21 protein-coding genes and 3 pseudogenes are annotated in these 23,189 nt (G+C 65.8%); 14 read left to right on the top strand and 10 right to left on the bottom strand.

Annotated elements, in window-relative coordinates; genetic code table 11:
* The first annotated feature begins 1 nt into the window (after position 1).
* Entirely contained in the window at positions 2-1,174 is a 1,173-nt protein-coding gene (locus tag RIU96_RS06420; RefSeq protein WP_144317169.1) for a lipase family protein, read from the top strand.
* On the opposite strand, the gene RIU96_RS06415 is transcribed toward RIU96_RS06420, so the two are convergent.
* Together RIU96_RS06415 and RIU96_RS06410 are read right to left on the bottom strand one after the other, a co-directional pair.
* Positions 1,161-2,540, bottom strand: a complete 1,380-nt coding sequence (locus tag RIU96_RS06415) for an HNH endonuclease signature motif containing protein (RefSeq protein ID WP_311204784.1) — start codon at positions 2,538-2,540, stop codon at positions 1,161-1,163. The two genes, RIU96_RS06420 and RIU96_RS06415, sit on opposite strands and share 14 nt — an antisense overlap.
* 406 nt (positions 2,541-2,946) lie before the next feature.
* A complete protein-coding gene (locus RIU96_RS06410; protein ID WP_144317171.1) occupies positions 2,947-3,489 on the bottom strand; it encodes a PadR family transcriptional regulator in 543 nt (180 codons plus the stop codon).
* Positions 3,490-3,725: 236 nt separating this feature from the next.
* Between RIU96_RS06410 and RIU96_RS06405 the strand changes: the two genes are divergently transcribed.
* The gene (locus RIU96_RS06405; RefSeq protein ID WP_311204783.1) at positions 3,726-4,010 is read left to right on the top strand and encodes a hypothetical protein; all 285 of its coding nucleotides are present in this window, start codon (positions 3,726-3,728) and stop codon (positions 4,008-4,010) included.
* Here the strand turns inward: RIU96_RS06405 and RIU96_RS06400 are convergent.
* Entirely contained in the window at positions 4,000-4,758 is a 759-nt protein-coding gene (locus tag RIU96_RS06400) for a recombinase family protein (protein WP_275702903.1), read from the bottom strand. The genes RIU96_RS06405 and RIU96_RS06400 overlap by 11 nt on opposite strands.
* 202 nt (positions 4,759-4,960) lie before the next feature.
* Between RIU96_RS06400 and RIU96_RS06395 the strand changes: the two genes are divergently transcribed.
* Together RIU96_RS06395 and RIU96_RS06390 are read left to right on the top strand one after the other, a co-directional pair.
* Complete coding sequence (locus RIU96_RS06395) at positions 4,961-5,956, top strand: DNA-processing protein DprA (protein WP_144317176.1); 996 nt, start codon at positions 4,961-4,963, stop codon at positions 5,954-5,956.
* 57 nt (positions 5,957-6,013) lie between these two features.
* Positions 6,014-7,264: an AlbA family DNA-binding domain-containing protein gene (locus RIU96_RS06390; protein ID WP_144317177.1), complete on the top strand. Its 1,251-nt coding sequence runs from the start codon at positions 6,014-6,016 to the stop codon at positions 7,262-7,264.
* A 48-nt stretch (positions 7,265-7,312) separates the two neighbouring features.
* Here the strand turns inward: RIU96_RS06390 and RIU96_RS06385 are convergent, their stop codons facing one another.
* The 4 genes from RIU96_RS06385 to RIU96_RS06370 form a co-directional block, all read right to left on the bottom strand.
* Complete coding sequence (locus tag RIU96_RS06385) at positions 7,313-8,206, bottom strand: DNA adenine methylase (protein ID WP_144317178.1); 894 nt, start codon at positions 8,204-8,206, stop codon at positions 7,313-7,315.
* Entirely contained in the window at positions 8,203-9,717 is a 1,515-nt protein-coding gene (locus RIU96_RS06380) for a ParB/RepB/Spo0J family partition protein (protein WP_144317179.1), read from the bottom strand. Before RIU96_RS06380 ends, RIU96_RS06385 begins: the two co-directional genes overlap by 4 nt.
* A gap of 48 nt (positions 9,718-9,765) precedes the next feature.
* Positions 9,766-9,966, bottom strand: a complete 201-nt coding sequence (locus RIU96_RS06375) for a helix-turn-helix domain-containing protein (protein WP_144317180.1) — start codon at positions 9,964-9,966, stop codon at positions 9,766-9,768.
* Positions 9,967-10,041: 75 nt separating this feature from the next.
* Positions 10,042-12,393: an AAA family ATPase gene (locus RIU96_RS06370; RefSeq protein ID WP_311204782.1), complete on the bottom strand. Its 2,352-nt coding sequence runs from the start codon at positions 12,391-12,393 to the stop codon at positions 10,042-10,044.
* Between RIU96_RS06370 and RIU96_RS06365 the strand changes: the two genes are divergently transcribed.
* Positions 12,392-13,626 (top strand): IS3 family transposase gene (locus tag RIU96_RS06365; protein ID WP_144741768.1). Its coding sequence is split into 2 segments (ribosomal slippage): positions 12,392-12,680 and positions 12,680-13,626, totalling 1,236 coding nucleotides; the frame shifts between segments, so codons are not numbered across the junction. The genes RIU96_RS06370 and RIU96_RS06365 overlap by 2 nt on opposite strands.
* Before the next feature lie 19 nt (positions 13,627-13,645).
* On the opposite strand, the gene mobF is transcribed toward RIU96_RS06365, so the two are convergent.
* A complete protein-coding gene (mobF, locus tag RIU96_RS06360) occupies positions 13,646-14,905 on the bottom strand; it encodes a MobF family relaxase (RefSeq protein WP_311204781.1) in 1,260 nt (419 codons plus the stop codon).
* Between the two features lie 255 nt (positions 14,906-15,160).
* On the opposite strand from mobF, the pseudogene RIU96_RS06355 reads away from it, so the two are divergent.
* A pseudogene (locus RIU96_RS06355) lies at positions 15,161-15,355 on the top strand (DNA cytosine methyltransferase); the annotation flags it as partial.
* 39 nt (positions 15,356-15,394) lie between these two features.
* Here the strand turns inward: RIU96_RS06355 and RIU96_RS06350 are convergent.
* A pseudogene (locus RIU96_RS06350) lies at positions 15,395-15,541 on the bottom strand (COX15/CtaA family protein); the annotation flags it as partial.
* A 58-nt stretch (positions 15,542-15,599) separates the two neighbouring features.
* Positions 15,600-15,968 (bottom strand): hypothetical protein, encoded by a 369-nt coding sequence (locus tag RIU96_RS06345; protein ID WP_144317182.1) that lies wholly within the window; start codon positions 15,966-15,968, stop codon positions 15,600-15,602.
* 94 nt (positions 15,969-16,062) lie between these two features.
* Between RIU96_RS06345 and RIU96_RS06340 the strand changes: the two genes are divergently transcribed.
* The 8 genes and pseudogenes from RIU96_RS06340 (at position 16,063) to RIU96_RS06310 (ending at position 23,124) form a co-directional block, all read left to right on the top strand.
* Positions 16,063-16,629 (top strand): TetR/AcrR family transcriptional regulator, encoded by a 567-nt coding sequence (locus RIU96_RS06340; protein ID WP_280559908.1) that lies wholly within the window; start codon positions 16,063-16,065, stop codon positions 16,627-16,629.
* Between the two features lie 73 nt (positions 16,630-16,702).
* Positions 16,703-18,226: an MFS transporter gene (locus RIU96_RS06335; protein WP_144317184.1), complete on the top strand. Its 1,524-nt coding sequence runs from the start codon at positions 16,703-16,705 to the stop codon at positions 18,224-18,226.
* A gap of 209 nt (positions 18,227-18,435) precedes the next feature.
* Positions 18,436-18,699, top strand: a pseudogene (locus RIU96_RS06330) (DUF3817 domain-containing protein); the annotation flags it as partial.
* A gap of 219 nt (positions 18,700-18,918) precedes the next feature.
* Entirely contained in the window at positions 18,919-19,788 is an 870-nt protein-coding gene (locus RIU96_RS11975) for an AraC family transcriptional regulator (protein ID WP_144317186.1), read from the top strand.
* 243 nt (positions 19,789-20,031) lie between these two features.
* On the top strand, positions 20,032-21,117 hold the full coding sequence (locus tag RIU96_RS06325) for an ArdC-like ssDNA-binding domain-containing protein (RefSeq protein WP_311204780.1): 1,086 nt from the start codon (positions 20,032-20,034) through the stop codon (positions 21,115-21,117).
* Positions 21,117-22,013, top strand: coding sequence for a bifunctional DNA primase/polymerase (locus RIU96_RS06320; protein ID WP_144317188.1), 897 nt, complete (start codon positions 21,117-21,119; stop codon positions 22,011-22,013). The genes RIU96_RS06325 and RIU96_RS06320 overlap by 1 nt, the downstream gene beginning before the upstream one ends.
* On the top strand, positions 22,010-22,687 hold the full coding sequence (locus RIU96_RS06315; protein ID WP_186366106.1) for a DUF2637 domain-containing protein: 678 nt from the start codon (positions 22,010-22,012) through the stop codon (positions 22,685-22,687). The genes RIU96_RS06320 and RIU96_RS06315 overlap by 4 nt, the downstream gene beginning before the upstream one ends.
* Positions 22,684-23,124, top strand: coding sequence for a hypothetical protein (locus RIU96_RS06310; RefSeq protein ID WP_144317189.1), 441 nt, complete (start codon positions 22,684-22,686; stop codon positions 23,122-23,124). Before RIU96_RS06315 ends, RIU96_RS06310 begins: the two co-directional genes overlap by 4 nt.
* Positions 23,125-23,189: the final 65 nt, after the last annotated feature.

The raw sequence follows: 23,189 nt of genomic DNA, 5'->3' as shown, positions 1-23,189 counted from the left end.
TATGCGTACCCAGACTATTGCCCTCACCCTGTGCGCCGCCCTCGCGTGCGCGCCCGTTGCCCAGGCCTCGCCGATCTACGATTCGGGCCTGGTCGTCCCCGCACCCCATGGCGCTGCCGGGACGCTGCTCGCGACCACCCCGCTTGACCCGAATGTGGGGCTGGGCAGCGCGGCGGCGCAGTATCGGTTCGCCTACACCACCACCAACCAGCACGATGCGCCCGCTGTGTCCACTGGGGCAATCTTCGTGCCCCGCGGTACGCCACCGGCTGGTGGCTGGCCCGTGATCGCGTGGGCGCACGGCACCGTGGGGCTGGGCAGCGAGTGCGCCCCGAGCCTCAACCCCCGCTCGCCCCGCGACGCGGAGTACCTGAACCGCTGGTTGGACGAGGGATACGCGATCGTCGCCTCGGACTACACCGGGCTTGGATCGCCGGGGTTCCACAGCTACCTCAATGGTGCGGTCGCCGCAGCCAACGTCGCCGACTCGGTCGCTGCTGCCCATCAGCTGCCGGAGATCGGGCTGTCGCCCCAGTGGTCGGTGGTTGGGCAGTCTCAGGGCGGGGGCGTTGCGCTACACGTCGCGCACCGCGCCACGCGGCTTAGCGAGGAGCTCGGCTTGGATTACCGCGGGGCGGTGGCCACGGGCGCGCCCGCCTACATCGAGAACCTGATCATCGCCGGCGGGCCGACGTTCCCTCCTGTTGCGCTGCCAGCCGGGTTGACCACGTACGCGCTCTACATTGTCGCCGCGCTCAACGAGGCCTACCCGGAGCTCGATATCGACTCAGCGCTCACCGACGAGGGTCGCGCGTTGGTCGCGGAGGCCTCCACGGGCTGCTACGCCAAGGTCGCCGAGACGTCGCGCGGGGTGAACCTCTCCCGCGCGTTCAACCGCCCGTTGCGCGATATCCCCGGATTCGAGCAGGCCGCGCGGGAGTTCATGTCCACGCCGGTTGCCGGTTACGATAAGCCTGTGTTTTTGGGCCATGGGCTTCACGACATCGACGTCCCCTCTCCGATCGGTGTGATGCTGGGTGCGGAAATGTGGCTGCGCCAGTTCGATTCCAACGCCCAGGTGGTCGTGCGCTTCTACCCCACCGATCACAGTGGGACGGTCAACGCGTCCACGGTGGATTCTGTTCCTTTCCTTCGGTCTCTTAACCAGAGTTAGCGTCTGGGTTGGTGGTGGGTTTGTGGGGGAAGGTCATGCGGTATTCCTGCTCGAGGCGTGTCAGGGCTTCGATGCAGGTGTTGTAGTTGCCGGTGGTGTCGTAGTTGTCGAGGATTGTGTGCCCTTTCGCCAGAAACGTCGCGACGCGGTCACGCAGGACACGTCGCTGGTCGAGGCTGTGGTTCCACCGGGGGTTGTCCGCCCCAAGCTGGGTGGTGATAAACCCATCGGGCTCGCTCAACGCATACGTGCCGTCAGCAAATAGCCACACGATGTCGCCGGTGGTGGGGTCGGGAATGTAGTAGGCACGACGATCGGTTTTCACGTTGTGGTGACGCTGACACAACGAGAACAAATTCGCTGGGGTTGTGCTTCCCCCGTCGGCGTAGGGGACGCGGTGATCAAGCTGGCAGTGCTGTGCATCGCGGGTACAGCCCGGCCAGACGCAGGTGCCGTCGCGGGCAATAGCGAACGCTTTGATCCGGGCCGAGGGAACATAGCCGTCGATCTCGTGGCCGGCAACATCACCAAGGTCCACGATGCGCGAGGCGTACTGTTCGGCCACAGCACTGCCCTCAGCATCGGTCCACCCCGTACCGGGGAAAAACACTGATGCACCGTCGACGATGTCACCATCGGGGCCCAGGGGTGCGAACCCGAAAATAGTCACCGTGGGTTGTGCGGTGAGTTCACCGGTGAGGATCAGGCGTGCTGCTTCGTCTTCGGTGATGTTGTTCTCTTGTGCCACGTGTGTGCGGTATTGCCGGATCAGGGCGTGGGTGGTGTTGTCGCACTCAATTGTGGTGCCGGAGCGTGCACCGAGCTCATAGTCGTAGATGACGAACGCGTCTTGTGGGCGGGTGCGGCGTTTGCGTTTAGCCGCGTCGTAGCCCACGGTGTTGTCGAGCTGGGCGATGAGCCGTCTAAGCCGGTGCACGATTGCTTTCGGTGTCAGCAACGGTTGGTTGGGTTTCGTGGCGGTAAACACCTCCACTAGGTACGCGTCAATGTGGGCGTAGACCTCGGTGTCGACGCCGGGGCCAAGTTCCGCAATGGCGGTATCAATGCTGGCAAGGCGTTTGATGTCTAACAGTCGTGTGGTGTGTTGAATCTGGCGCAGCCCGGGCAGGTCGATCAGGCGTCGGTAGGCGAAGATGGCTTTTTCGACTGCTGCTTTGCTCTCCCCGATCGCGTGCTGGATGTGGGTGATCTCTACTTCGAAGTCGTCGACCACATGTGCCGTCTCGGCCCAGGTGGAGAAGATCTCGTATTCGATGTCGCGTTTGTGTTGGCCCAGGCGTGCCAACGTGTCGTTTGGTCGTTGTGTACGGAAGAAATGGTCAACCCCCGTGTGTGTCGCATCCATGTGCGCCCCCCTTTCAACACCTGCCATTATAATCGCACAGGCATTCGTGCGCAATGGTTCGGGCGTGGATGTGTGCACACTATAGTGACACACGTGTGCTAAGCGGAAAGTTAGGGCCCAACAAAGACGGCGATCAGGAAAAGGAGGTAGGTTCCACCCGCAGCCACCGCCAGAATTTGCGACGGCGCTGACCATCTCCCCCGCACAGCAGCAATCGAAAAACCTGCAGCTAGCAGGACCCACACCACCGTATGGCCACCATCAACGATGCTACGACGCAGGCCGACAGCGTTGTCCACCCTGACGCCATCGCCAATCGTTGCAAAAATGGTAGCGACTGCCGCAGCCCCGATGGCCGCGGCTATGTACCCAAGGCGTCGTGAACGAACCGATCCTGCACCGAACATCAGGCAACCTCTGCTTCCTCGAGGCGACGCAGCCACTCGATCATGGTGCGATGCGACGCTAGGCCGTACTCCAGGGTTGCGCGATGGTATGCAAAAAATTCAGCACCGCCAGCGTCAAGCGTCTTCGCTTGTGCATCAATACTTTCCGCCATATCTAGCAAGGCACTCTCGGACGCTTCGGCCTCCTCGCGGATCAGTCTAAGGATCTCGCTGCGCTCCGCAGGGTCGGCGATGCGCCCAAGTAGAAAGACTTTCGCCAACACGCTCTGCTCGAGGTCTGATCCCGACGGGGTCGGCGAGTGCATCCACTCCGACCAGGAAGCGCGCCCCGATTGAGTGATGGAATACAGCTTGCGCCCACGCGCGTTCCCGGGATCAGGCTCCACCGCAGCCAGGCCGTCGTCGACTAGCCGCTTGAGCGCGCGTTCGATGCTCCCGAAACTTGCGCTATAGAAATGCGCGAGGCCGCTAGCGAAGCGCTTGTGTACATCGTAGAGCGAGAGCGGGCCGGTAAGCAGGAGGCCGAGAATGAGATGCTGCATAGACGAACAATATCACCCTTAGGGATATACGTCGCGCGCAACAAAATGTGCACCTCCGTAGAGAGTTTGAGAACCCTGGCCCGGCCCTGAAAACCGTGGCTTCTCGCCTGTCTCGGGGTGCCTACGAGCGTAGCGAACGGCCATCCGAACCCTCGGTGACCGACTCGCGGGGTCGTGTGGTGCGGTCAGTTGGGAAGACTCAAACCTCTCTGAGCGCCGCCGAGGTTGATGAGCTGGTGGCGCTGTACGAGCAGGGCATGACGCTAGCGCAGCTCGGTGAGCGGTTCGGCGTCTACCACCGAACGGTGGCCGCGCACCTCGTCCGCCGTTGCGTCCCGATGCGCGTGCGAGGGCTGGCTGAGGAGCACACGTGCGAGGCTGTGAGGCTCTACGAGGGCGGGATGACCTTGATGGAGGTTGGTCTGCATTTCGGGGTGAGTCAGGGGGCAGTGAAGAGGGCGGTGGCCGCAGCAGGTGCGACCATCCGCCCTCGGGGACGTCGGGTGGCGGTTACAGAGTGAAGTCCTCCTCGGAGTGCTTGGCCTCGTACTCGGCGATCGCCAGCATGATGCCGAGCTCGGGAGTCGCGGGAAGGCTCACGCGGCCTTGCCCGACGACGTAGAGGGGCACGTCGGCCTCGTCCAGCGCCTCGATGATGCGGGCGAACTCGGTAGACGGTCGGCTGAGTCGGTAGAGGTCCGCGACGATGAGCGCCGATGCCTGCCCGTCGCGGATGGTGGCGAGGGCCTGGTCGAGCGCGGGTCGTGTCCGGCCGTTGTCGTGGAACTCGCCGCTGACCTCGTAGCCGAGCTCGGCGGCCAGGCATTGGCAGGCGGCCCGCTGGTGAGCGTGGGTTGCCCAGTTCGGGCGTGCGCTGCGGGTGTAGATCACGGCGCCCATCACGCCACACTCGCCATCGGGTACTTGAGGGACTGTGCCTCGTTCATGCGGCGGGCGGCGACGCTCGACGGCCTCCTGGACGCGGGCGCGGACGAGCAAGATGACACTGACCAGGCCCATGATGAGGAACTTGAGCGCATTCCAGCAGAACAGGAGCACGAGGAGGTTCAGCCAGCCCGGGCCGCCGCCCTCGATCAGCGTGATGCAGTAGTTCGCTGCGAGGAAGTACGGGACCGCGAGGAGCATCGCGAGGATGCCCCACTTCAGGCCGCGGCGGGTGCGGATCGCGTCGAGCGCGATGTTGGTGGGCATGTAACGCCGCAGGTAGTAGCGGGCGTGGGCGCTGAGCGCCCAGAGCAGTCGGATCATGGCGTTTCCTCTCGTGGCACGGTCAGGTGACGAGACAGTGCGTAGAGAGTGGCCCGAGGGCCTGTCCGCGAGGGACGCCACATCAAGGAGGAATCTGCCTCCCCTCCAGAGTACGACGCTCCGGCGACATTCGTAAGAGGTGCGCCCGGGGATTCGGGCGGCGCTCGCGCACCTGTCTGGCACACACGGATGGGAGCCGGGCATGGTCACGATCACTTCTCTCGCCAAGGACGAACGCTCCGCACGGGTCGCCCTGGCATCGACCTTGGAGCCCGACGACGCCGTGACCGGCAGGCTCCTCGCCGCGGTCGGCGCGGTCGAGACCGTGCGCCTGGCAGCCGGTGCCGGCGCACTCCCGAAGAACGTCGATGCGGTCGAGGCCAGGCTGTGGCGCAACAAGGTCGCCCCGCGAATGGATGCCCGCACGGTCACGCAGGCACTCGCGGAGACTGACCGCCTCGGGCTGCGCATCCTCATCCCCAGCGACGATGAGTGGCCGACCGCCCTCAACGATCTGGGCAACCGCGCCCCCACCGCTCTATGGCTGCGAGGCGCTGTCTCCTACCTCACCGCGCCGCTGAACGATCGCGTCACGATCACCGGAGCCCGCGCCGCCACTAGTTACGGCGAGCACGTCACGGGCGAACTCGCCTCCAATCTGACCCATGCTGAGCGGATCATCGTGGCCGGCGGCGCCTACGGCATCGACGCCGCCGCACACCGAGCCGCACTCGCCACAGGCGGGCAGACCCTCGCCGTCATGGTCGGCGGCTTGGATCGCCTCTACCCATCCGGCAATCGTGAGCTGCTGGCACGAGTCGGAGACCTCGGCCTGCTCGCCAGTGAGATGCCGCCCGGCTCCGCGCCGACCAAGTGGCGTTTCCTCGCCCGCAATCGCATCCTCGGTGCCCTCTCCGGTGCAACCGTCGTCGTGGAGGCCGGCTATCGCTCCAGCTCCCTCAACGTCGCCGCCCGCGCTACGCAGCTCGGACGCCCGGTCGGCGCCGTGCCCGGCCCGGTAACCAGTGCCGCCAGCTCCGGCACGCACCGGCTCCTGCGCGAAGGCATCGCGTCCCTCATCACCGACGCCACAGACGTCACGGCCCTCCTCGACTCGCCCGCAGGTGGCGGCGGGCAGGCATTCGCGCGTGAGTCGGGCATCACCCCGTCCGCTCATCGGGAGGGGCGCGCGCTGTAGGCAGCCACTGGTCGGCGTCACCGCCAGTTGTCGCAGGTGATCCCTACGCTGGGGGTCATGATCTTCACCGCTCTGCATCGCGCCCTCGGGGTCGCTCCTGGACCTCTGACGGACGAACTGCTGGATGCGGCGGTGAGCAGCGGAGTCATGGAGACGACCGACCTGGACTGGAAGTCAGAGCTGCCCCCGGCGAAGGGACTACCGCAAACAGACTTCCCCAAGGACGTTGCAGCGATGGCGAACAGCGGCGGCGGCGTCATCGTGTTCGGAGTACGCGAGTCGCAGAAGGCCGCGACAGAGCGAGTCGACGTCGGAGAGTTCGATGAAGCGTACGAGCGATCCCTGCGCTCCGCAGCGATCACCGCTATCTCCCCGCCCGTCTTCGGCCTCAACGTGCACCGCCTCGGAACGGAGGGTGCCCGCGCTGTCGTCGTGGAAGTGCCGGCAAGCGTTGACGGGCCACACCTGATCTACCGCAACGACTACTTCGGCGCTCCGGTGCGCAACGACTCCGACACCGTATGGATGAAGGAACGACAGATCGAGGCGATGTACCGAGCACGCTTCGATGAACGCCGCCACGCCAGCGAAGCGCTCGACAACCTGTATGCCGAGACCGCGGGCGGCCGCGCCACGAGCGAACGCGCCTGGCTGATCGCTGTCGCCCACCCGCGCGTCCCTCGCCTCCACAACCGCCTGACGCGCGACGGAGCGCGCGACGTACTGACCAAGGCCGAAGGCCTCGCCCTGTTCTACGCCGGACGTGGAGGTGTGCACCCGCTGGAAAACGTCGACCGGCACAACCCACGACCGGGATCGCGGCGCTGGGTCGCCGTCAACACCGCAACGGGCGACAGATCACAGTGGAAGGAAGCATGGGCAAGTCTCCACCACGACGGATCAGTCACGCTCGCAGCCGCAATCGGCGGCCACCGCATGAGTAGCGACGGGTACTTCGAGGGATCGCAGGTCCAGTCGGACGCGGTCGAGTGCGGCGTCGCAGGCCTGATGGCTCTCATCCGGACGACCGCCGACGCGACGGGCAACGACGAGTACGACGTGCGCGTCGGGATCGAGTGGACCGGATCAGAGGCCCTGACGATCCTCACGGTGGATAACTTCGGCCACTCCTACGGTGGTGTCTCCACACCGTTGCACCGCTACATGCCTGTCGAGAGCACCGTGAACGCGGCGGCTGCCGACCTTGACTTCTACTGGCGTGTTCACGACCTCGCTCAGGATTGCGTCAACCAAGGCGGCGTATCAAACGTGCGGCTGATCCGTCCGCCCGAGCGCGAGGAGGCATAGTTCTTCCGCCTCCTCTGCGGTGGGCGGCCCTCGTCCCGTAGGAGCTGGCTACGTCAACGTTGTCGGCGTGAGCGGCCAGCCCTGTCCGATCTCCGGAACGGATTCAGAGAGCACGGCGACCTCAGTGGCTTTGCCGACGCGATGCGCTGAGTAGTGGAGCTCAAACTCTCGACGCCGACGCGCCGCGTAGAGCTCCGCCACCTGTGGAGCGTTGTCATAGGTAAGAATCCACGGCCTGTCTGCGACGGAGTTGAGGACCCGCGCAAGGTCTTCGTGGTCGGTTGCAGAGAAGGCGTTGAGGTACAACGAACCGGCCTTCTCGAAGTAGGGCGGGTCGGCGTAGATGAAGACATCGTCCTTGGGAGCGTACTCAGCGATGACCTCAATACCATCGCGCGACGTCGGGACGATGTTGTCTGCATAGAGCGACAGTATTCGGATACGTTCAGCAAGGCCGTCCCGGTTGAAGCGGGCGTCGATCTTGTAATTACCCGTTTGGTCTAGCCCGCCGATCGGGCCGCCGTTGAGCACCCCGGACCTGTTCGTGCGATTGAGATAGAAGGTGGCAAATCCGAGCTGTGACAGATCGCTGGTGTCGGCGGCAACATAGATTTCGCGCTGCCGCCGCCACTCGGTGACGTCAAGCTTGGCCTTGTGGATTCGCTCGATCAGCCATCCGGGCTCGGACTGAACCGTAGTCCAGAATGCGTGGATAGCCGGGTCGAGGTCGTTGATGACGACGCGCTCGACTTGCCCCGTTACCAGGAGACTGAGACCGGCGCCGACTCCGCCCGCATACGGCTCGACGTAGGTGCAGCCTGCGAGGTCCATATCGCGGATCATCTTGCGCAGGCGCGAGTACAAGGCAGACTTTCCGCCCGGGTACCGGAGCGGTGAGATTCGCGGGCGTCGTGTGGACACCCCGATGGCGCTCGTGCTCATGGCTTCATCACGTATCTCATGATCGAGTCGATGGAGGCCCACATTGAGAACGTTTGGTCGGGATCGACTAGGAAGTGGTGGTTGTGGTTGATCGCATTGAGCGAGTCGCCTGAGTTCGTGTACGTAACGAGCTTCCCTGTCCTGACGCCCTCGATGACCTGGATCAGGTGCTTCGGGCCGTTCGCCTTGACGTGTTCCAAGAGCCAGTTCAGGGCGTGGCCAAGTTGGACACGGCCGTTCTGGTTGTTCCCGGAGCCCTTGATGTCGATCGACTTTGCCTCCGCATACGCCTTGATCGACTTTTCCAGTACGGCCCGGATCATTAGGAAGGTGGCGTTAGGGAACTTTTGCACGTCGACCTCAGACAGTTCGCCGAGCAGCAGTTTCAACCCTTCGGGGTAACTCGCGGGAGCCTTGATCTGCCCGAGGTCGAGGTTCCTGAGCTTCTTCTTGGCTGGACGCTTCCTCGGAGGCTTCGGCTCCGCGGTGCCAGGCGCAGCGCTCGGAGGTTCTCCGAGACCAGGTGCCCCCGTGGGCGGAGTCGGCTTAGCGCCGGGGCCACCGGGCGGTGGGTTGTTCCCTCCGTCGGGAGTCGTCCCTGTAGTTGGGGTTGTGGGGTTAGGCGGAGCTGCTTCTCCCGCGTCAGCAACGATCTGACGCAGTTCCTTCATCAGCTGCGTGTAGCGAGGACTTGAGACCGAGTTCAGGCTGCGCGTGTTGATGTTCTCGTCGTACATCCCGCGAACGATTGCCGTAGCAACATCTTTGAAGACTTCGTCCGAGAGCGTCTTCGTGACGTTGCCGTCTGAATCCATCGTAAGCCCCGTCAGGTCAAGGAACTCTTTCGACTCGTAGATGCGCGCCAGCGTCGATAGGCCCCTGGCCCACTTCTTTGTTGCAAGGAAGTCTTGAAGCTCGGCCTCGTCGTAATGCACGGACTTGAAGAGATTGATGATGTGCGCTCGAAAGACGAATTTGCGAACGTCGATCGTGGGATACCTAGTCAGAAGTTCACGGAGCTTCCTCCCCGCGTCGATCTGCGCCTGGAAGAACGCCGCCTGCCTGCTGGGACTCCAGGCCCGCCGCAGGTTCCCGGTGTGGATAGCCGCGATCAACTGATCCGCTTCGGTCTGGTTCGGTGCAACCATGACCCGGACCTTCGCGAGCGCAGAGCGGTCTGGCAGAAGGGCCGCCAGCGACGCGACTCGCGCCTGATAGTCGGGGACCAACATCGGGTTCTGGATGGCTTTGAGTGCAGCGAGCCTGCGGTTCCCCTCAACCATCACATACTTACCGCGTCGCTTTAGGACGACCGGCGTCTCGTGTGTCAGATAGCCGACCTTGCAGATGCCCTCGACAAGCGCTAACGCATCTTCGTTGACGAACAGGTCTTCAATGATGTCGGCCTCGACCTTCGCGTCGGCCACTTCAAGGCGAACGTTTTTTGGATCGAGTTGGATTTCTTTCAGGACGTCAAGCTCAACTTCGGGCCAGTTCGAAGTATCTAGCATTTGTCACCGCCTAGGACACTGTTCATCTCGGACAGTGCCGTCACGACCTCACTCATTGTGCTCTGCTCCTGCCTGCGGCAGTGAACCGCGGACGTACGCAAGGACATCGCTCCTCACGAAGCGCCAAGCGCGTCCCACCTTCTCTCCGGGCAGCGACCCCGCGCGGGCGAGTGAGAGCACTGTCTTGGTGGAGACACGCAAGAGCGCTGCCGCTTCATCAGCGGTCAGAACCTCGTTATCTTCCGGCATCTTCTCGTAGCCTCCTTGTACGGGACACATCTTCACGCTACCAGGTCGCGGGCTTCGTAGGTTGGCGTTCAGGCGCTACAAGGAGCGTCGGACCGGCCTAGTAGTAGCAGGCGATTGACGTGCGCTGTTCGGTTCTCTTTCGAGCGAGCGGGTTCGGTCAAGCGCAGCACGGGCGCGGGCGACGTCGATCTTCTGCGTCTCGGCTTCGGCGGGTGCTCCGAGGGGTGCGGGTCCGGTGATGCCGTAGCGGTCGCGGTAGGCGGCGATGGTGCGCGCGGCGTTCCGCCATGCCTGGGCCGCTCGTGCAGTCTTGGGTGGGGTTCCGAGTTTCGTGATCCACTCGTGTTTCTCGGTGAGTGCGGTGTCGAGGAGAGCATCGGCCCGGGCTTCGATGAGGTCGCGTCGCTCGGTCAGCGCTTGCCGCATCTCGGATGGCATGATGCCGGTGGCTTCGGGGATGAGGCCCACGATGAGACGTGGTGTTCTGCGTGCACGCCCGGCTCCCGCTGGCCTGGCGGTCGCGCGGGCAAGACGGTAGTGCAGGACCGCGGCGATGTCGTCGGCGTCCCCGAACCCGCGTGCTCGCACGAGGCGCGGCAGCAGGGTCTCGACGTCGTGCTGGTTGGCCTCGGCCCGACGGAGCTCGGCAGTCAGCGCTCCGAATGCGGGTGAGGCGATCGCGTCCTCGGCGTCGTCGTCGCTGAGCCCAGACGAGCGGACGAGCGCGGCCCAGCGGTCGTGTTGGGCGGCGGCGGCCAGGGTCTCGTACTCGGCGGTAAGCTGCGCGATCGAGGCCCAGGTGTCCTGCTCCGCAGTGATCGTCTCGTGCGCCGACAGCTCGGCACCGACGTGCTGCAGCACCCCGAACAACACGGACCGGGCTGTCGCCTCGGTGTTGTCGCCGGGGCGAGGGCCGTCGTGGGCGGGGTCGGGCTTGTCGACGGCGACGTAGGCGATGTTCTGCTCGCGCCCCCTCGTCATGGCGACATAGAACGTCTCTCTGGTCATCGACGCATCCGCCAGGACGTGCGAGGAGTCCACGGTGATGCCCTGCGCCCGGTATGACGTCACGGCGTAACCGAGATCGAGGTGTTCGGCCGCGTACTCGGCCGGGACCACGACCGAGGCGCCCCACGTGCGCCCTGCGCGGCGGAGGGTGAGAGCGCCGTCGTCACGGACCTCGGTGACCGTCCACCTATCGCCGTTGCGGACCCAGGACCGTCCCGCGCGGAGGCGGCGGTCGTTGCGGCGAGTGATGACCGTATCCCCGACCGCAGCCCTCATTCCGTCGTGCAGTTCGACCTCACGGCGGGCGTTCACGGTGCCGTCGAGGATCAGATCAGCGCGTGCCCGGTTGTTGAGCGCCTGGACGGACTCGTTCGAGGCGGTCACGAGCACACTGGCTCGCCCGGCGAGTGTGTCGTTGCGCCAGGCGGTGTAGGCGACGTCGATCATCTCCTCCGTCTCACCACCTCGGATGCGACCGTGTTCGGTGTAGGTGTCGATGACATCGGTGCGCCCATGCCGCAGCGCGAGGGACGCGGTCTTCTCCCACGGGTGGACGAACCGGTGCACGTCGACCAGCTCCGGGGCGTCGTCACGGTCGTGGACGAGGAGGGAGAACGCGCCACCGGCGGTGACGGACTGAAGCTGGGCGTGGTCCCCGACCAGCAGCACCTTCGCCCCGGCCTCCGCCGCCAAGGCGGTGATGCGGTCAAGGGAGAGCGTGCCCGCCAGCGATGCCTCGTCGACGATGACGAGCTGACCCTTGCGGAACGTCTCGCCGGCGCGGTCGTGAGTGTCGAGCCACTTGGCCGTGTTCTCGGTCTGGATGCCGAGGTCATCGGCCAGGACCTGCGCGGCGACCGCGGACGGCGCAAGCCCGACCACGCTGCCACGTCCGTGCTCGCGTTCCCACGCCCGCCGCAACGCTGACATCGCGGTGGTCTTCCCCGCCCCAGCAGGGCCGACCAGCACATCGACCACCCGGCCCGAGAGCGCGATCTTCGTCAGTGCGGCCGCCTGGTCGTCACCGAGCATCCGGCCCTTGCTGTCGGGCCGCTTCGTAACCCGTTCGACGGTGGTCAGCGGCACGGTCGGTGCGGTGGTGGTGTGGGCGCGTTCGAGGAGGCGGTCTTCGGCGGCCAGCAGCTCCTCGGAGGAGAACAGCGCGGAGTGCTTCGGCCGGAACACGCTCGTGCCGTCCGGTCGGCGGAACGCGGCCGGGCTGGATGCGAGCTCGGGCGGGGTCAGGCGCAGCGAAGCGGCTTCGGCGGCGTCTACGACCAGGCCGACGATAGCTTCGCGATCCTCTGTCGACGCGAACCGGTAGGCCATCGTCTGCCGCGCGGCCTCGGCAGTGAGGTTCCAGCGATGAAGTGCCCCAGGTTTTGTTCCGTTTGAGTAGATGGGAAAATCTTCGAACATGCCGAAGAAGTTTGATCAGGAGGCGAAGGACCGAGTCGTCCGCTTGGTAGAAGATCGCATTCTGGCGGAGAATATTTCGACGCAGGAAGCATGCAAGATCGTGGCACCCAAACTGGGCGTTTCGTGGCACACAGCGAGGCAATGGACGCAGGCCGCTCGACGTGAGGGACGCGTTACTGAACGGTTGCCTGAGGACCTTGTGGCAGAGGTCGCCAAGCTGCGTCGAGAAAATCAAGAGCTGCGGGACACCAACGAGTTGTTGAAGGCCGCTTCGGCTTTTTTCGCGTCGGAACTCGACCCGAAACGTCGGAAATGATCCGGTTCATTGATGAGTATCGGAATCGTTTCTCAGTCGAGTTCATCTGCCAGACGTTAAACATCCACCGTGAAGGCGGCTTCCTTACTTCGCGTGGGTACCGCCAGTCTAAAGCCCGGGGCTTAAGCTCCCGCAGTCTTCGCGACGCTGCTCTCGTGGAGCATATTCGCGACGTTCATGCTGAAAATTACGGCGTCTACGGCGTGCGGAAGATGTGGCGCGTGCTGCAACGCCAGGGCATTGACATTGGACGCGAGCAAACAGCCCGGCTGATGCGCAGCGCTGGTCTGTCCGGCAAGGGCAAAGGCAGAGCACCAATCACGACGCGTAAGCCCAAGGGCCCGGATCTTCGCCCAGACTTGGTAAATCGTGAGTTTAGGGCTCCTGGCCCTAATCGGCTGTGGGTGGCGGACATTACTTATGTGCGCACCAGGAAAGGGTTCGTGTACACCGCGTTCGTGACCGATGTATTCTCCCGGAGGATTGTCGGGTGGGCGCTGTCGGATTCGATGCGCACCGAAGCCTTGCCGCTGCAGGCGCTCAATCAGGCGATCGTGTGCGCCAAGGAAACAACGGGCTTGATTCACCATTCAGACCACGGCTCACAATATGTGAGCATCGTCTACAACGAGCGCCTGGCTGAGCACGGAATTACTGCGTCTACCGGCACTGTTGGTGATTCCTACGACAATGCTTTGGCTGAGAATGTCAACGGCTCCTACAAGAACGAACTGATCCATAGGCGCTCGTGGGCCGACGTGGTCGACGTGGAAATCGCCACGTTCGAGTGGGTTAACTGGTGGAACGAATCACGGCTCCACCAGAGCTTGGACTACCGCACCCCGGCTGAAGTCGAAGCCGAATTTTGGGAACACCACCCCAGTCGAGAAATAATGGAAATCAAGGCAAATGCCTAGGAACAAAACCCGGGGCACTTCAGCGATGCCAGGTGGATCGCTTCTCACCGACCGCAGCCACAACGTCTGCCCCGAGCGAGTCGATCACATCCAACGGCACGTCGTCCGCGCGCAGCAGCAACGGCTCCTTGTTTGCCGTCACGCCGCGCGCCCACGAGGTCGTATCCGACCCGAGCACCTGCCCGGCCCGTTCCCGCCAGGAGGCGGTGAGGTCAGCCAGCGACCGGACTTCCTTCTCCGGCCGGGTCGAGAGGGTGGCCTGGGCGCGGAGCTTCATGATCGTCGCCGGCGACGGCCGCCGCCCATGCGCGTCGACGTACTGGCCGATGAGGCGGTCGGTCTCGGCATCAATGTGCCGGGCACGGGTGGAGAACTCCTTCACCATCGCCTCGGGCACCGCGGCGATCGCCCACGCGGGGTTGCGGTCGCGGCCCATGTCGCGCGCCTCCCACGAGACGCCAAACGAGCGAGTGAGGTGGTCAGCGAACACCGCCTCGTGCAGCTCGGAGAGGGCGACCACGGCGGCGTGCATCGGCCGCCCATCCAGCGACCGCCATTTGCCATCGAGGACGGTCTGCACCTTGTTGCTGATGACGACATGCGTGTGCAGGTGCGGGTCGCCCGCCCGGCTGTCGTAGTGATCGAACGCCGTGGCGACCAGACCTGCGACGTCGACCTGTGCAACCGCGCCGTCGCGGTCGGTTGCGCCGGTGCGGGTGGCTGCAACCTCCCGCTCCATGAACGCAACCACCTCCGCAACCGCAGCGTGATGCGCGTCCGCGATCAACGCCTGCGTCCCCGCGTCCGCGACCGCCCAGAGCACGCTGGCGGACTTCGGGATCGAGAACGTGAAGTCGAACCCCGCAACCGCCCGCCGCGTCCCGCGCCCGGCCTCCTCCGTGTCGATGGCCGCGACCGCCTCCGCGCGTGACGCCGGCCCGAGTGCGGGATCAAGCGCACTGGTACGTGCCTCGATCCGCTCGGCCACGGTTCGGTATTCGGGGTACGCGCGGCCCAGCGGTTCACCGGTGATCGGGTCTCGACCCATGCCGACCAGCAGCTGGAGCTGGGCTTCGGAGACCTGATCACCCACGCTGATCCGCCCGCCGCCGAGTGTGGCGACCCCGGCACCGAGCCAGCGACCGGGCGGGGTGCCCTCGGCGTTGTAGTAGCGCGTCAACGGAGTCGAGAGCGAGCGGTCGCCGTCGCCGGCCGCGACAGTGCGCAACAGGTACTTATACCCGTCACCCGCCGACATCACGCGCATCGAAACCGTCATCCGGCCCGCCCTCTCTGCCTGCTCACGAGGTGAGCAGCGGCCCGCCGAAGGCGGGCTCAACCTCGATCTGCAAGAGGCGTGGTGGCTCTGAGGGAGGCGGAGACGAAGGCTCCGTCAGAGGCCGGGCGCGGCGCGGTCAGCGAGGCACGGGAGGCACGGGAGGCGCGGGAGGCGCGGCGAGCACCTGGCAGATAACCAGCCCGGTCAGCGCTCGCAGAGGCAGCGACCGGGGATCACCGATCTGCCGGAGTCCTCATGCCGAACGCCAGCGACGAACCGGGCGACCGCCGCCTGCGGGTCGGGTCGCTGTTCTCCGGCTACGGCGGACTCGACCTCGCTGTCGAGGAGGTGTTCGACGCCCGCACGATCTGGTTCTCCGAGATCAACGAGCCCGTCGCCCGCGTCTTCGCCCACCACTGGCCCGACGCCCCCAACCTCGGCGACATCACCACCATCGACTGGAACACTGAAACCCGGGGCGCTTCAGAGGGAGTCCTCGGTGCACAGCGGCCAGGTCGGGCAGCCCAGCCCGGATGCGGTAAGCCTGACCGCCCCGCCGGTCGCGACGATCAGGATGTTCGCGGCCAGGGAGAGCTTCGCCCACACGAGCGGTCGGGCACGGACCCATTCCCACAGCCGCGCCCGCCAACCATCGCCCCGCCCGGCGACGTGGGGCGTGTCGAGGGGGCGGGTTTCAGGCACGGCGGTAGCGGCGTGCGCGGATGAACGAGGTCACCCCGAGAACCAGGTAGACCAGCAGCGCGACGAAGGTCAGGGTGCTGGCGATGACCGCTATAGGGCGCTCTGCGGTGCCCCCGAGGAGCTCCCCGAGCTTGAGGACGTTCATGAGCGTGCCGGCCAGGCCGACGAGCGCGACTGCCAGCGCCGCATGGATCGCGTGCCGGTGCGCCGCCTCTTTCCGGGAGATGAGTCCGGCGATCACCAGCAGGATGCCGAGGGCTGCGGGGATCAGCGCGGTGAGGCTGGATGCCCCCGACGCGATGTAGGCGACTATCCCGATCACAGTCACGACTGCCCCGGTCCCGATCGTCCACTTCGTCATGCTGTCGTTCCTCTCCACACACGGTTACTGTACCATTTAGTATAGTCTAGTGGTTGGTGAGGTACGGCGTCGATACGGAGGAGGCGGCACGGTGGTGAGGCCGAGTAAGAAGTCTGCGATCGTCGAGGCGGCGATGCGGGTCGCTGAGGAGCAGGGGCTGTCTGCGGTGACGATCGACGCTGTCGCCGAGCAGGCGGGCATCACCAAGGGGGGCCTGCTGTATCACTTCCCGAGCCGGACGGCACTGCTGAGTGGGGTGTATGAGCAGTTGGCGGCCGACTGGGAGAAGGAGATGGTCTCAGCCGCCGGGAAACCCGCTTCTGAGGCGACCCGTGCTGAGCGGTTGGCGGCGTATGTGCGGGTCGCCCGGTCGATGACCCGCGCGGAACTGGTGTTCATGGCTGACGGCGCCGCGCACCGTGACCTCTTCGCACCCTGTGCGGAAGTGGCCGCGCGGTGGACGACCCCGCTCCCTCAGCCCGGCGTGGACGACAGGTATCCGCGGGAGGAGCTGCGGATGCTGACCGCACGGATGGCCGCCGACGGGCTGTGGAGCTACGAAGCCCTCACCGGGGAGCCCATCCCGCAGGCTCTGCGGGTGCAGCTCCTGGAACACATCGCCGCCTCCCTGGACACCACCAGCACGGACTCTGCGCGATGAACACAAGAATCTATGGCAACCGGCCGGGCGCAATGATCGAAAGAACTCCTGACACAAGAAGGCATCCCCGCACATGAACACTGTGAACACTCAAGCGTCATCGCTGTCATCGCGGCGGTGGGTGCTGCTGGTGACTGTCGCGTTCGGCCTGTTGCTGATCACGCTCGACAACTCGATCCTCTACACCGCCCTGCCCACCCTGACGGTGGACCTGGGCGCGTCGGCCTCCCAAGGCCTGTGGATCATCAACGCCTACCCGCTGGTGATGGCGGGCCTGCTGCTGGGGTCGGGAACCTTGGGTGACCGGTTCGGGCATCGCCGTCTCTTCCTGGTCGGTCTCACGCTCTTCGGGGCGGCGTCGCTGGTGGCCGCGTTCTCCCCGACACCGGAGGTCCTGATCGGTGCGCGTGCGCTCCTCGCGGTGGGGGCGGCGTGCATGATGCCCGCCACTCTCGCGCTGATCCGGCTCGGGTTCGATGACGTGCGGGAGCGGAACATCGCGATCGCGATCTGGGGCAGCATCTCCGTGGTCGGCGCCGCGCTCGGACCCATCGTCGGGGGTGCACTGTTGGAGCGGTTCTGGTGGGGGTCGGTGTTCCTCATCAACATCCCCGTCGTGATCGCAGCCCTCATCCTCACCCCGCTCGTCGTCCCTGCAGGAACCCGGGACCGGGCGAAGAAGTGGGATGCGATCTCCTCCCTCTACGCCCTCCTCACCCTCACCGGCGCGGTCCTCGCGATCAAAGAAGCCGCCCACACCCCGCAGAACTGGGCGATCGTCGCAGGCGCCACGGTCGTCGCGGCCATCGGCGGTGTCCTGTTCACCAGACGCCAGCTCCGCTCGAACGATCCGCTGCTGGACTTCGGGGTGTTCCGCAACCGCGCGTTCAGCGCCGGGATCATCACCGCAGCGACCGCAATGTTCGCCATCGGCGGCATCCAACTGGTCACCACGCAACGCTTCCAACTCGTCGACGGGTTCACCCCACTCCAAGCAGGACTCCTCGTGGCCGCTGTCGCGATCGGGGCTCTGCCCACCGGGATTCTCGGCGGCGCGTTCCTGCACAGGCTCGGGCTGCGCATCATCATCAGCGGAGGCTTCACCCTCGCCACAATCGGCATGATCATCACCCTCATCGGAGTGCAGACCGCGTTCCCGGTATTCGTGGCCGGGCTCGCCGTCACCGGCGCCGGATTGGGGGCCACGATGTCAGTCGCATCGACCGCGATCGTGGGGAACGTCCCCCCACGCAAGGCCGGTATGGCAGCCTCGGTCGAGGAAGTGTCCTACGAGTTCGGCAGCCTCATCGCCGTCGCCGTCCTCGGCAGCCTCCTCTCCCTCTTCTACACCTCCCGCATCCACCTCCCCCAGGGCGCCCCTGCCGAAGCCGCCGACAGCATCGCCACCGCCCGCGACCTCGCCAGCGACCATCCGGGCCTGCTCGACGCCGCCGCTATCGCGTTCAACAGCGGCTACACGACCATCATGATCATCATCGCCGTCGTGATCGCCGCAGGCGTCATCACCACCGGGTGGCTGCTCCGACAGTACGGACCCGGCAGCACCGCCTCCGCCTACGAAGACAACACCCACTAAGCCTCGCGCTAAGAGGATCACGACCTATGGATTGTCACCACCGCAACCACGCCGCGGAGCATCAATGACACACACGCCCTCACGAAACGAACGCTTCTTCCGACTCGCCTTCCGCACCACCGCGCTCATCGAAGGCATCAGCTGGCTCGGCATGCTCACCGCCCTCGCTATCAAATACCCCCTCCACGGCAGCCCCCTACCCGTCACCATCTGGGGGGTGGGTGCACGGAATCGCATGGATCGCCTTCGTCCTCGCCTGCGTCGCCGCCGCCATCCGCTTCCGCTGGACCTGGTGGGCACTCCCCACCGGCATCATCGCCTCGATGCTCCCGTTCCTCACCGTCCCCTTCGACCTCTGGATGGAAAGAACCGGGCGACTCTCGACAGCGAACCGACCTGCCAACCACGTACAAACAACGGCTCCTCACCCCCTCACCAAGGAAGAGGCATCAAAAGACGTTTCTACGAAATGATATCAACCGCATTCAATAGAGTCTTAAGAAAGGACTCCCTGCGCTGATAGCGGCTGTTGCCATGTCACCCGCACATAGGAACAACGCGCGAGAACTGTGAGAGCAAGCGAATACCGCGATCCACATGAAGGGTCGTCTACGAGACCAGACAACCCCGGCACGAGGTTAATCAATCGCGGCGCACGGCTTCTGACGGCGATCGAAATCTCCCGCAGCGCAATGACCAGGCGAGTGATTCCTGCGGAGATAAAGATCCTGCACATTCTTGAGGGCGCAGCTGAAATCTCGACGGCACAGGGCCGGTACCTTCTCATGCCTGGCATGGCCTTGGCTCTAGGAGCTGGTGAATGGTGCCAGATGCGTCCGAGGCAATACGTCCGACTCTGGGCGGTGTACAGCGATGAACGCTTCTTGCGTGAACAGATGGCATGGTTCCTTCCCGACAAGACGCGGCTCCGCGCTGGCGTGCATCCTCACGACTGGGACGGGAGCCCACTCGTTCTGCATCCTGGTGTGTCTACCCTGCGCCGTGTCGAACCGATCTGGCGGCAGCTGAGCGTACTCGGCAACGGCACGAAGTCACCGGAGGTGGTGGCAGTACGTACCGTAGAACTGTTCGCCGGTTGGGTAGGCCTTGTGACTCCCGCGTTCCTCGCGCCGGATGCGGCCGCCAACTCAGATGGTACTGAGTTGAGCCAGGCAGGCGGGCTACTCATGTCGATCTCCTTGGCCGGACACGTGGGACGTGCAGTGCAGCTTCTGCGTGACCGCATGGCTGAGTCGTGGACGACTACGGCCCTCGCGCGTTCCGTCGCCGTCTCCCGTACTCACTTAACCCGCCTGTTCGTTGCCTGTACCGGCTTTCCACCGATGCGTTACCTCACGGAGATACGGCTGACAGAGTTCACCCGGCTCATTGATGAGACTGACTGGACTGTGGCACGTGCTGCGGGCGCAGTCGGCTGGCGCGATCCCCGGGTCGCCTCACGCTGGTTCTCCCGCCGCTACGGCATCACGCCATCGCAGTACCGCGCCAGCGGGCGTCCCGAAGGACGCCAAGCAAACCCTCCGCACTCACCGGCAGGCTGACTCGTCAACCCCCTCGACTCGCCGTATGTCGCGTACTTCTCGTCGTGTGAACCCTGAGCACTTGAAGGACTTCGACTCTACGCCGCACCGCAGGTAAACCGGATGAGACACGTCGGGTTCATCGTGGAGCCTGGCGGTCGCCACGCTCTGTTCCGTCCGTCTCGTTCCTGATCTCCCCGGCGCACCTAATGGTCGCAGGGGTCACCGGCTTGTGCCGTTGGCCTTGCCGGGAGGAGGTCACAGGTGGCGACGGACGAGGAGGCACGGGCTACGCGCGACGCGAAGCTCGAACAGCTCCATGAGCGGTTGACGGCTGCGGTCGACCTGCTTGTGTCGGGTGAGGATTGGAAGCGTGCGCTGGAGTTCGCTGCTCGGTTCCGGGCGCGCTCGTTCCGCAACACGCTGCTGATCCTCGCCCAGCATCTCGATGCTTACGAGCAGGGTCGTGTCGCGTCGCCGGAGCCGTCCTATGTCGCGGGCTATAAGCAGTGGCAGTCGCTGGGTCGGCAGGTGGAGCGGGGTCAGGCGGGGTATGTGATCTTCGCGCCGGTGACGGGTCGGTTCGCGTCGAGTAATCCGGCTGATTCTGAGTCGTGGCGGCGGCTGGGCCGGTTCGAGAAGCCGAAGCCCGGCGAGGTGGTGCGTTCCCGGATGGTCGGCGCGAAGCCCGCCTACGTCTGGGATGTGTCGCAGACCAGCGGTGATCCCGTGCCCGAGCGCCCTGCCCCGACGCTCCTGGAAGGCGAGGCGCCCGACGGGCTGTGGGCAGGGCTTGCCTCCTTGGTGGAGGCCGAAGGGTTCACGGTGACGCGCATCTCGGATGAGCGGGAGATTCGTGGCGCGAACGGTGTCACGGACTACACGAACCGCACGGTGGCGGTGCGGTCGAACATGGACGACGCCGCGCAGGTGAAGACACTCGCGCACGAACTCGCACATGTGAAGCTCCACGGCCCCGACAACCCGGATGCGACCGGGCATCGCGGGATCGGTGAAGTCGAGGCGGAGTCGGTGGCGCTGATGATCGGTGCCGCGCACGGCATGGACACCACCGCCTACACGATCCCGTATATCTCCGGGTGGGCGGGTACGGTCAAGGACAAGGACCCGGCCGAGGTCGTGCAGGCCACCGGTGAACGCGTCCGCAAGACCGCCGGGGCGATCCTCGATGCCCTCGACACCGTCCAGGTCGGCACGGGCGACCCACCCGGCCTGACCCGTGAGTCCGCCACCCCGTCGCGAGGGGCCGGGGCGGAGCGAACAGTTCCGGCACTGGTCGAGCCAGCGCGTTCCTCGCGTGCGGCGGATGCCGTGGTGAGGGGGCTGTGATGAGCGTCGCCAGCGTCCTTGCCTCCCTCAGCGGGCTCCCGCTTCCGCAAGCCGCCGCGCGGCTCGCGGCGGCGGGGGTGCCGGTGTTCCCGTGCGTGCCGGGCGAGAAGCGTCCGCTCACCCGGCATGGGTTCCATGAGGCGAGCGTTGACCTGGCGCAGGTTGTGGCGTGGTGGCATCGCTGGCCGTCCGCGAACATCGGCGTCCCCACCGGCACCGCGTCTGGGGTCGATGTCGTGGATGTGGACCGCAAGCCGGACGGGAACGGGTTCGACGCCTTCGGTCGTGCCCGCCGGGCGGGGCTCGTGGAGGGGTGGGTGGCGGTGGTGCGCACGCCGTCCGGTGGTGCGCATTTCTACTACCCGGCCGACCCCGGCCGGTCGCAGCCGTCGTGGCAGGCGGCCGCGGCACGTGTCGACTTCCGTGGCACCGGCGGGTACGTCATCGTCCCTCCCTCCGCCGTCATGACCGTCCACGGCCCGGCCGGGTACTCGCTCACCGCGCACGGTAACCGGGAGCCGCGCCCGGTGGATGCGGCGGCGCTGCGGGACTTCCTCGATCCGCGTCCCGAGCCCGTCGTGCATCGGGCGCGGGGCCCTGTTCGTTCGGAGGACGCGAAGCGGCTGGCCGACTGGGTGGGCATGCGCGCGGAGGGCGAACGCAACCGTGGCCTGTTCTGGGCCTCCTGCCGCCTCGCGGAGGCGGGGTTGTCTCTGCCGGAGATGGTCGATGCGCTCGCCCCGGCGGGTGAGCGGGTCGGGTTGCCGCCGCGGGAGGTCGTCACGACGATCCGCTCCGCCTACCGCGCCACCCACGTCCAACCCGCACCATCCAGCGTGGTACGGGACGATGATCTGCGGCGCGTGCCGCGTCTTGCAGGGCAGGTGCTCTCATGAACCCGCAGGCGCCGGCACCTGTGCGGTCGCGGGGTGGCCGGGTGGCGGTGGCGACGGCGGTCGCCGGGACGGTGTTCATCGCTGCAGGTGCGTTCTGGCTCTCCTTCACCGCTCTGGCGGACCTTGCCCGCCGCTCCGGGATCGATGCGGGGCAGGCGTGGGCGTGGCCGCTGATCGTGGACGGGATCATCGTCGTCGCAACCGTTGCCGTCGTCGCGCTCGCTCGGCAGCGGTCGGCTTGGTATCCGTGGGTGCTGCTCGCTGCGGGTGCGCTGGTGTCGGTGACGGCGAACGCGATCCATGCCGTCGTCGCCGCCGATGCCGATGTGCCCGGGGTGCTGGCGGCGTCGGTGGCGGCGGTGCCGCCGCTGGTGCTGCTTGCGATCACGCACCTCACCGTCATCCTCACCCGACCGGCCTCCGAGGCCGCCAAGCCACATCTCGCCGACGAGGACGAGCCGACGCCGGAGAGCGGTCTGTCCGAGCTGCAGGCCGTTATTCCCACACCGGGGTCGGAGCAGACGCCCGCGCGGGAGGTGGCGGGGCGGTTGCGAGATGAGGAGGGCTGGTCGAACAAAGCGATCGCCCGGCACCTCGGCGTGCACCCCTCCACCGTGGGCCGCTGGTTCGCACGCCCCGAACTCACCACCCGTGACGAACAGGAGACGCCATGAACGACGACCAGCACACGTACGTCGAGCCCACCGCTACGGCGCTGCACGAGCGAGACCATGACCGTGCTGAGGAGACGCCGCGTGAAAGCGAGGCGTCGGCGCTGGCCCGGCACCGCGACCCGTCACTGGCCAAAGACTCGACGGCGAAGGACGCGGCGACGAGAGCGCGTGCTGGTGTGGAGTGGGTGCGTCCGACTGATCTGATGGCGTCGCGTTCGGCGCGGATAGTGGGGCGGGGTATCGATTTTCAGGCCGAGCTCGCCCGCCGCGCCCGCCGGGTACCTGGTCAGGCGTATCGGGCGACCCGTGACGGGGCACGGTCGGGTGCGCGGTTCGTGAGCGAGCGGGCACGGAAGCTGCCGCCGGTGACCGCGTTCGGTCGTGGTGGCGGGGAGCGGTTCTCATGGGTGTCGCGCTCCGGGATCGGGCTCGGGTAACCGCCATGCACGCCCCCAGCCAACGTCTGAGCGCGCCTGCTGGGGAGCGTGTGCGCACCTGCCTG

Origin of the sequence: Corynebacterium sp. Z-1, assembly GCF_031844665.1 — a bacterium.
In the GTDB taxonomy this organism is placed as follows: Bacteria; Actinomycetota; Actinomycetes; order Mycobacteriales; family Mycobacteriaceae; genus Corynebacterium; species Corynebacterium sanguinis.
Note: the sequence above shows the minus strand (reverse complement) of the source record. Positions and strands in the feature narration are given on the sequence as shown.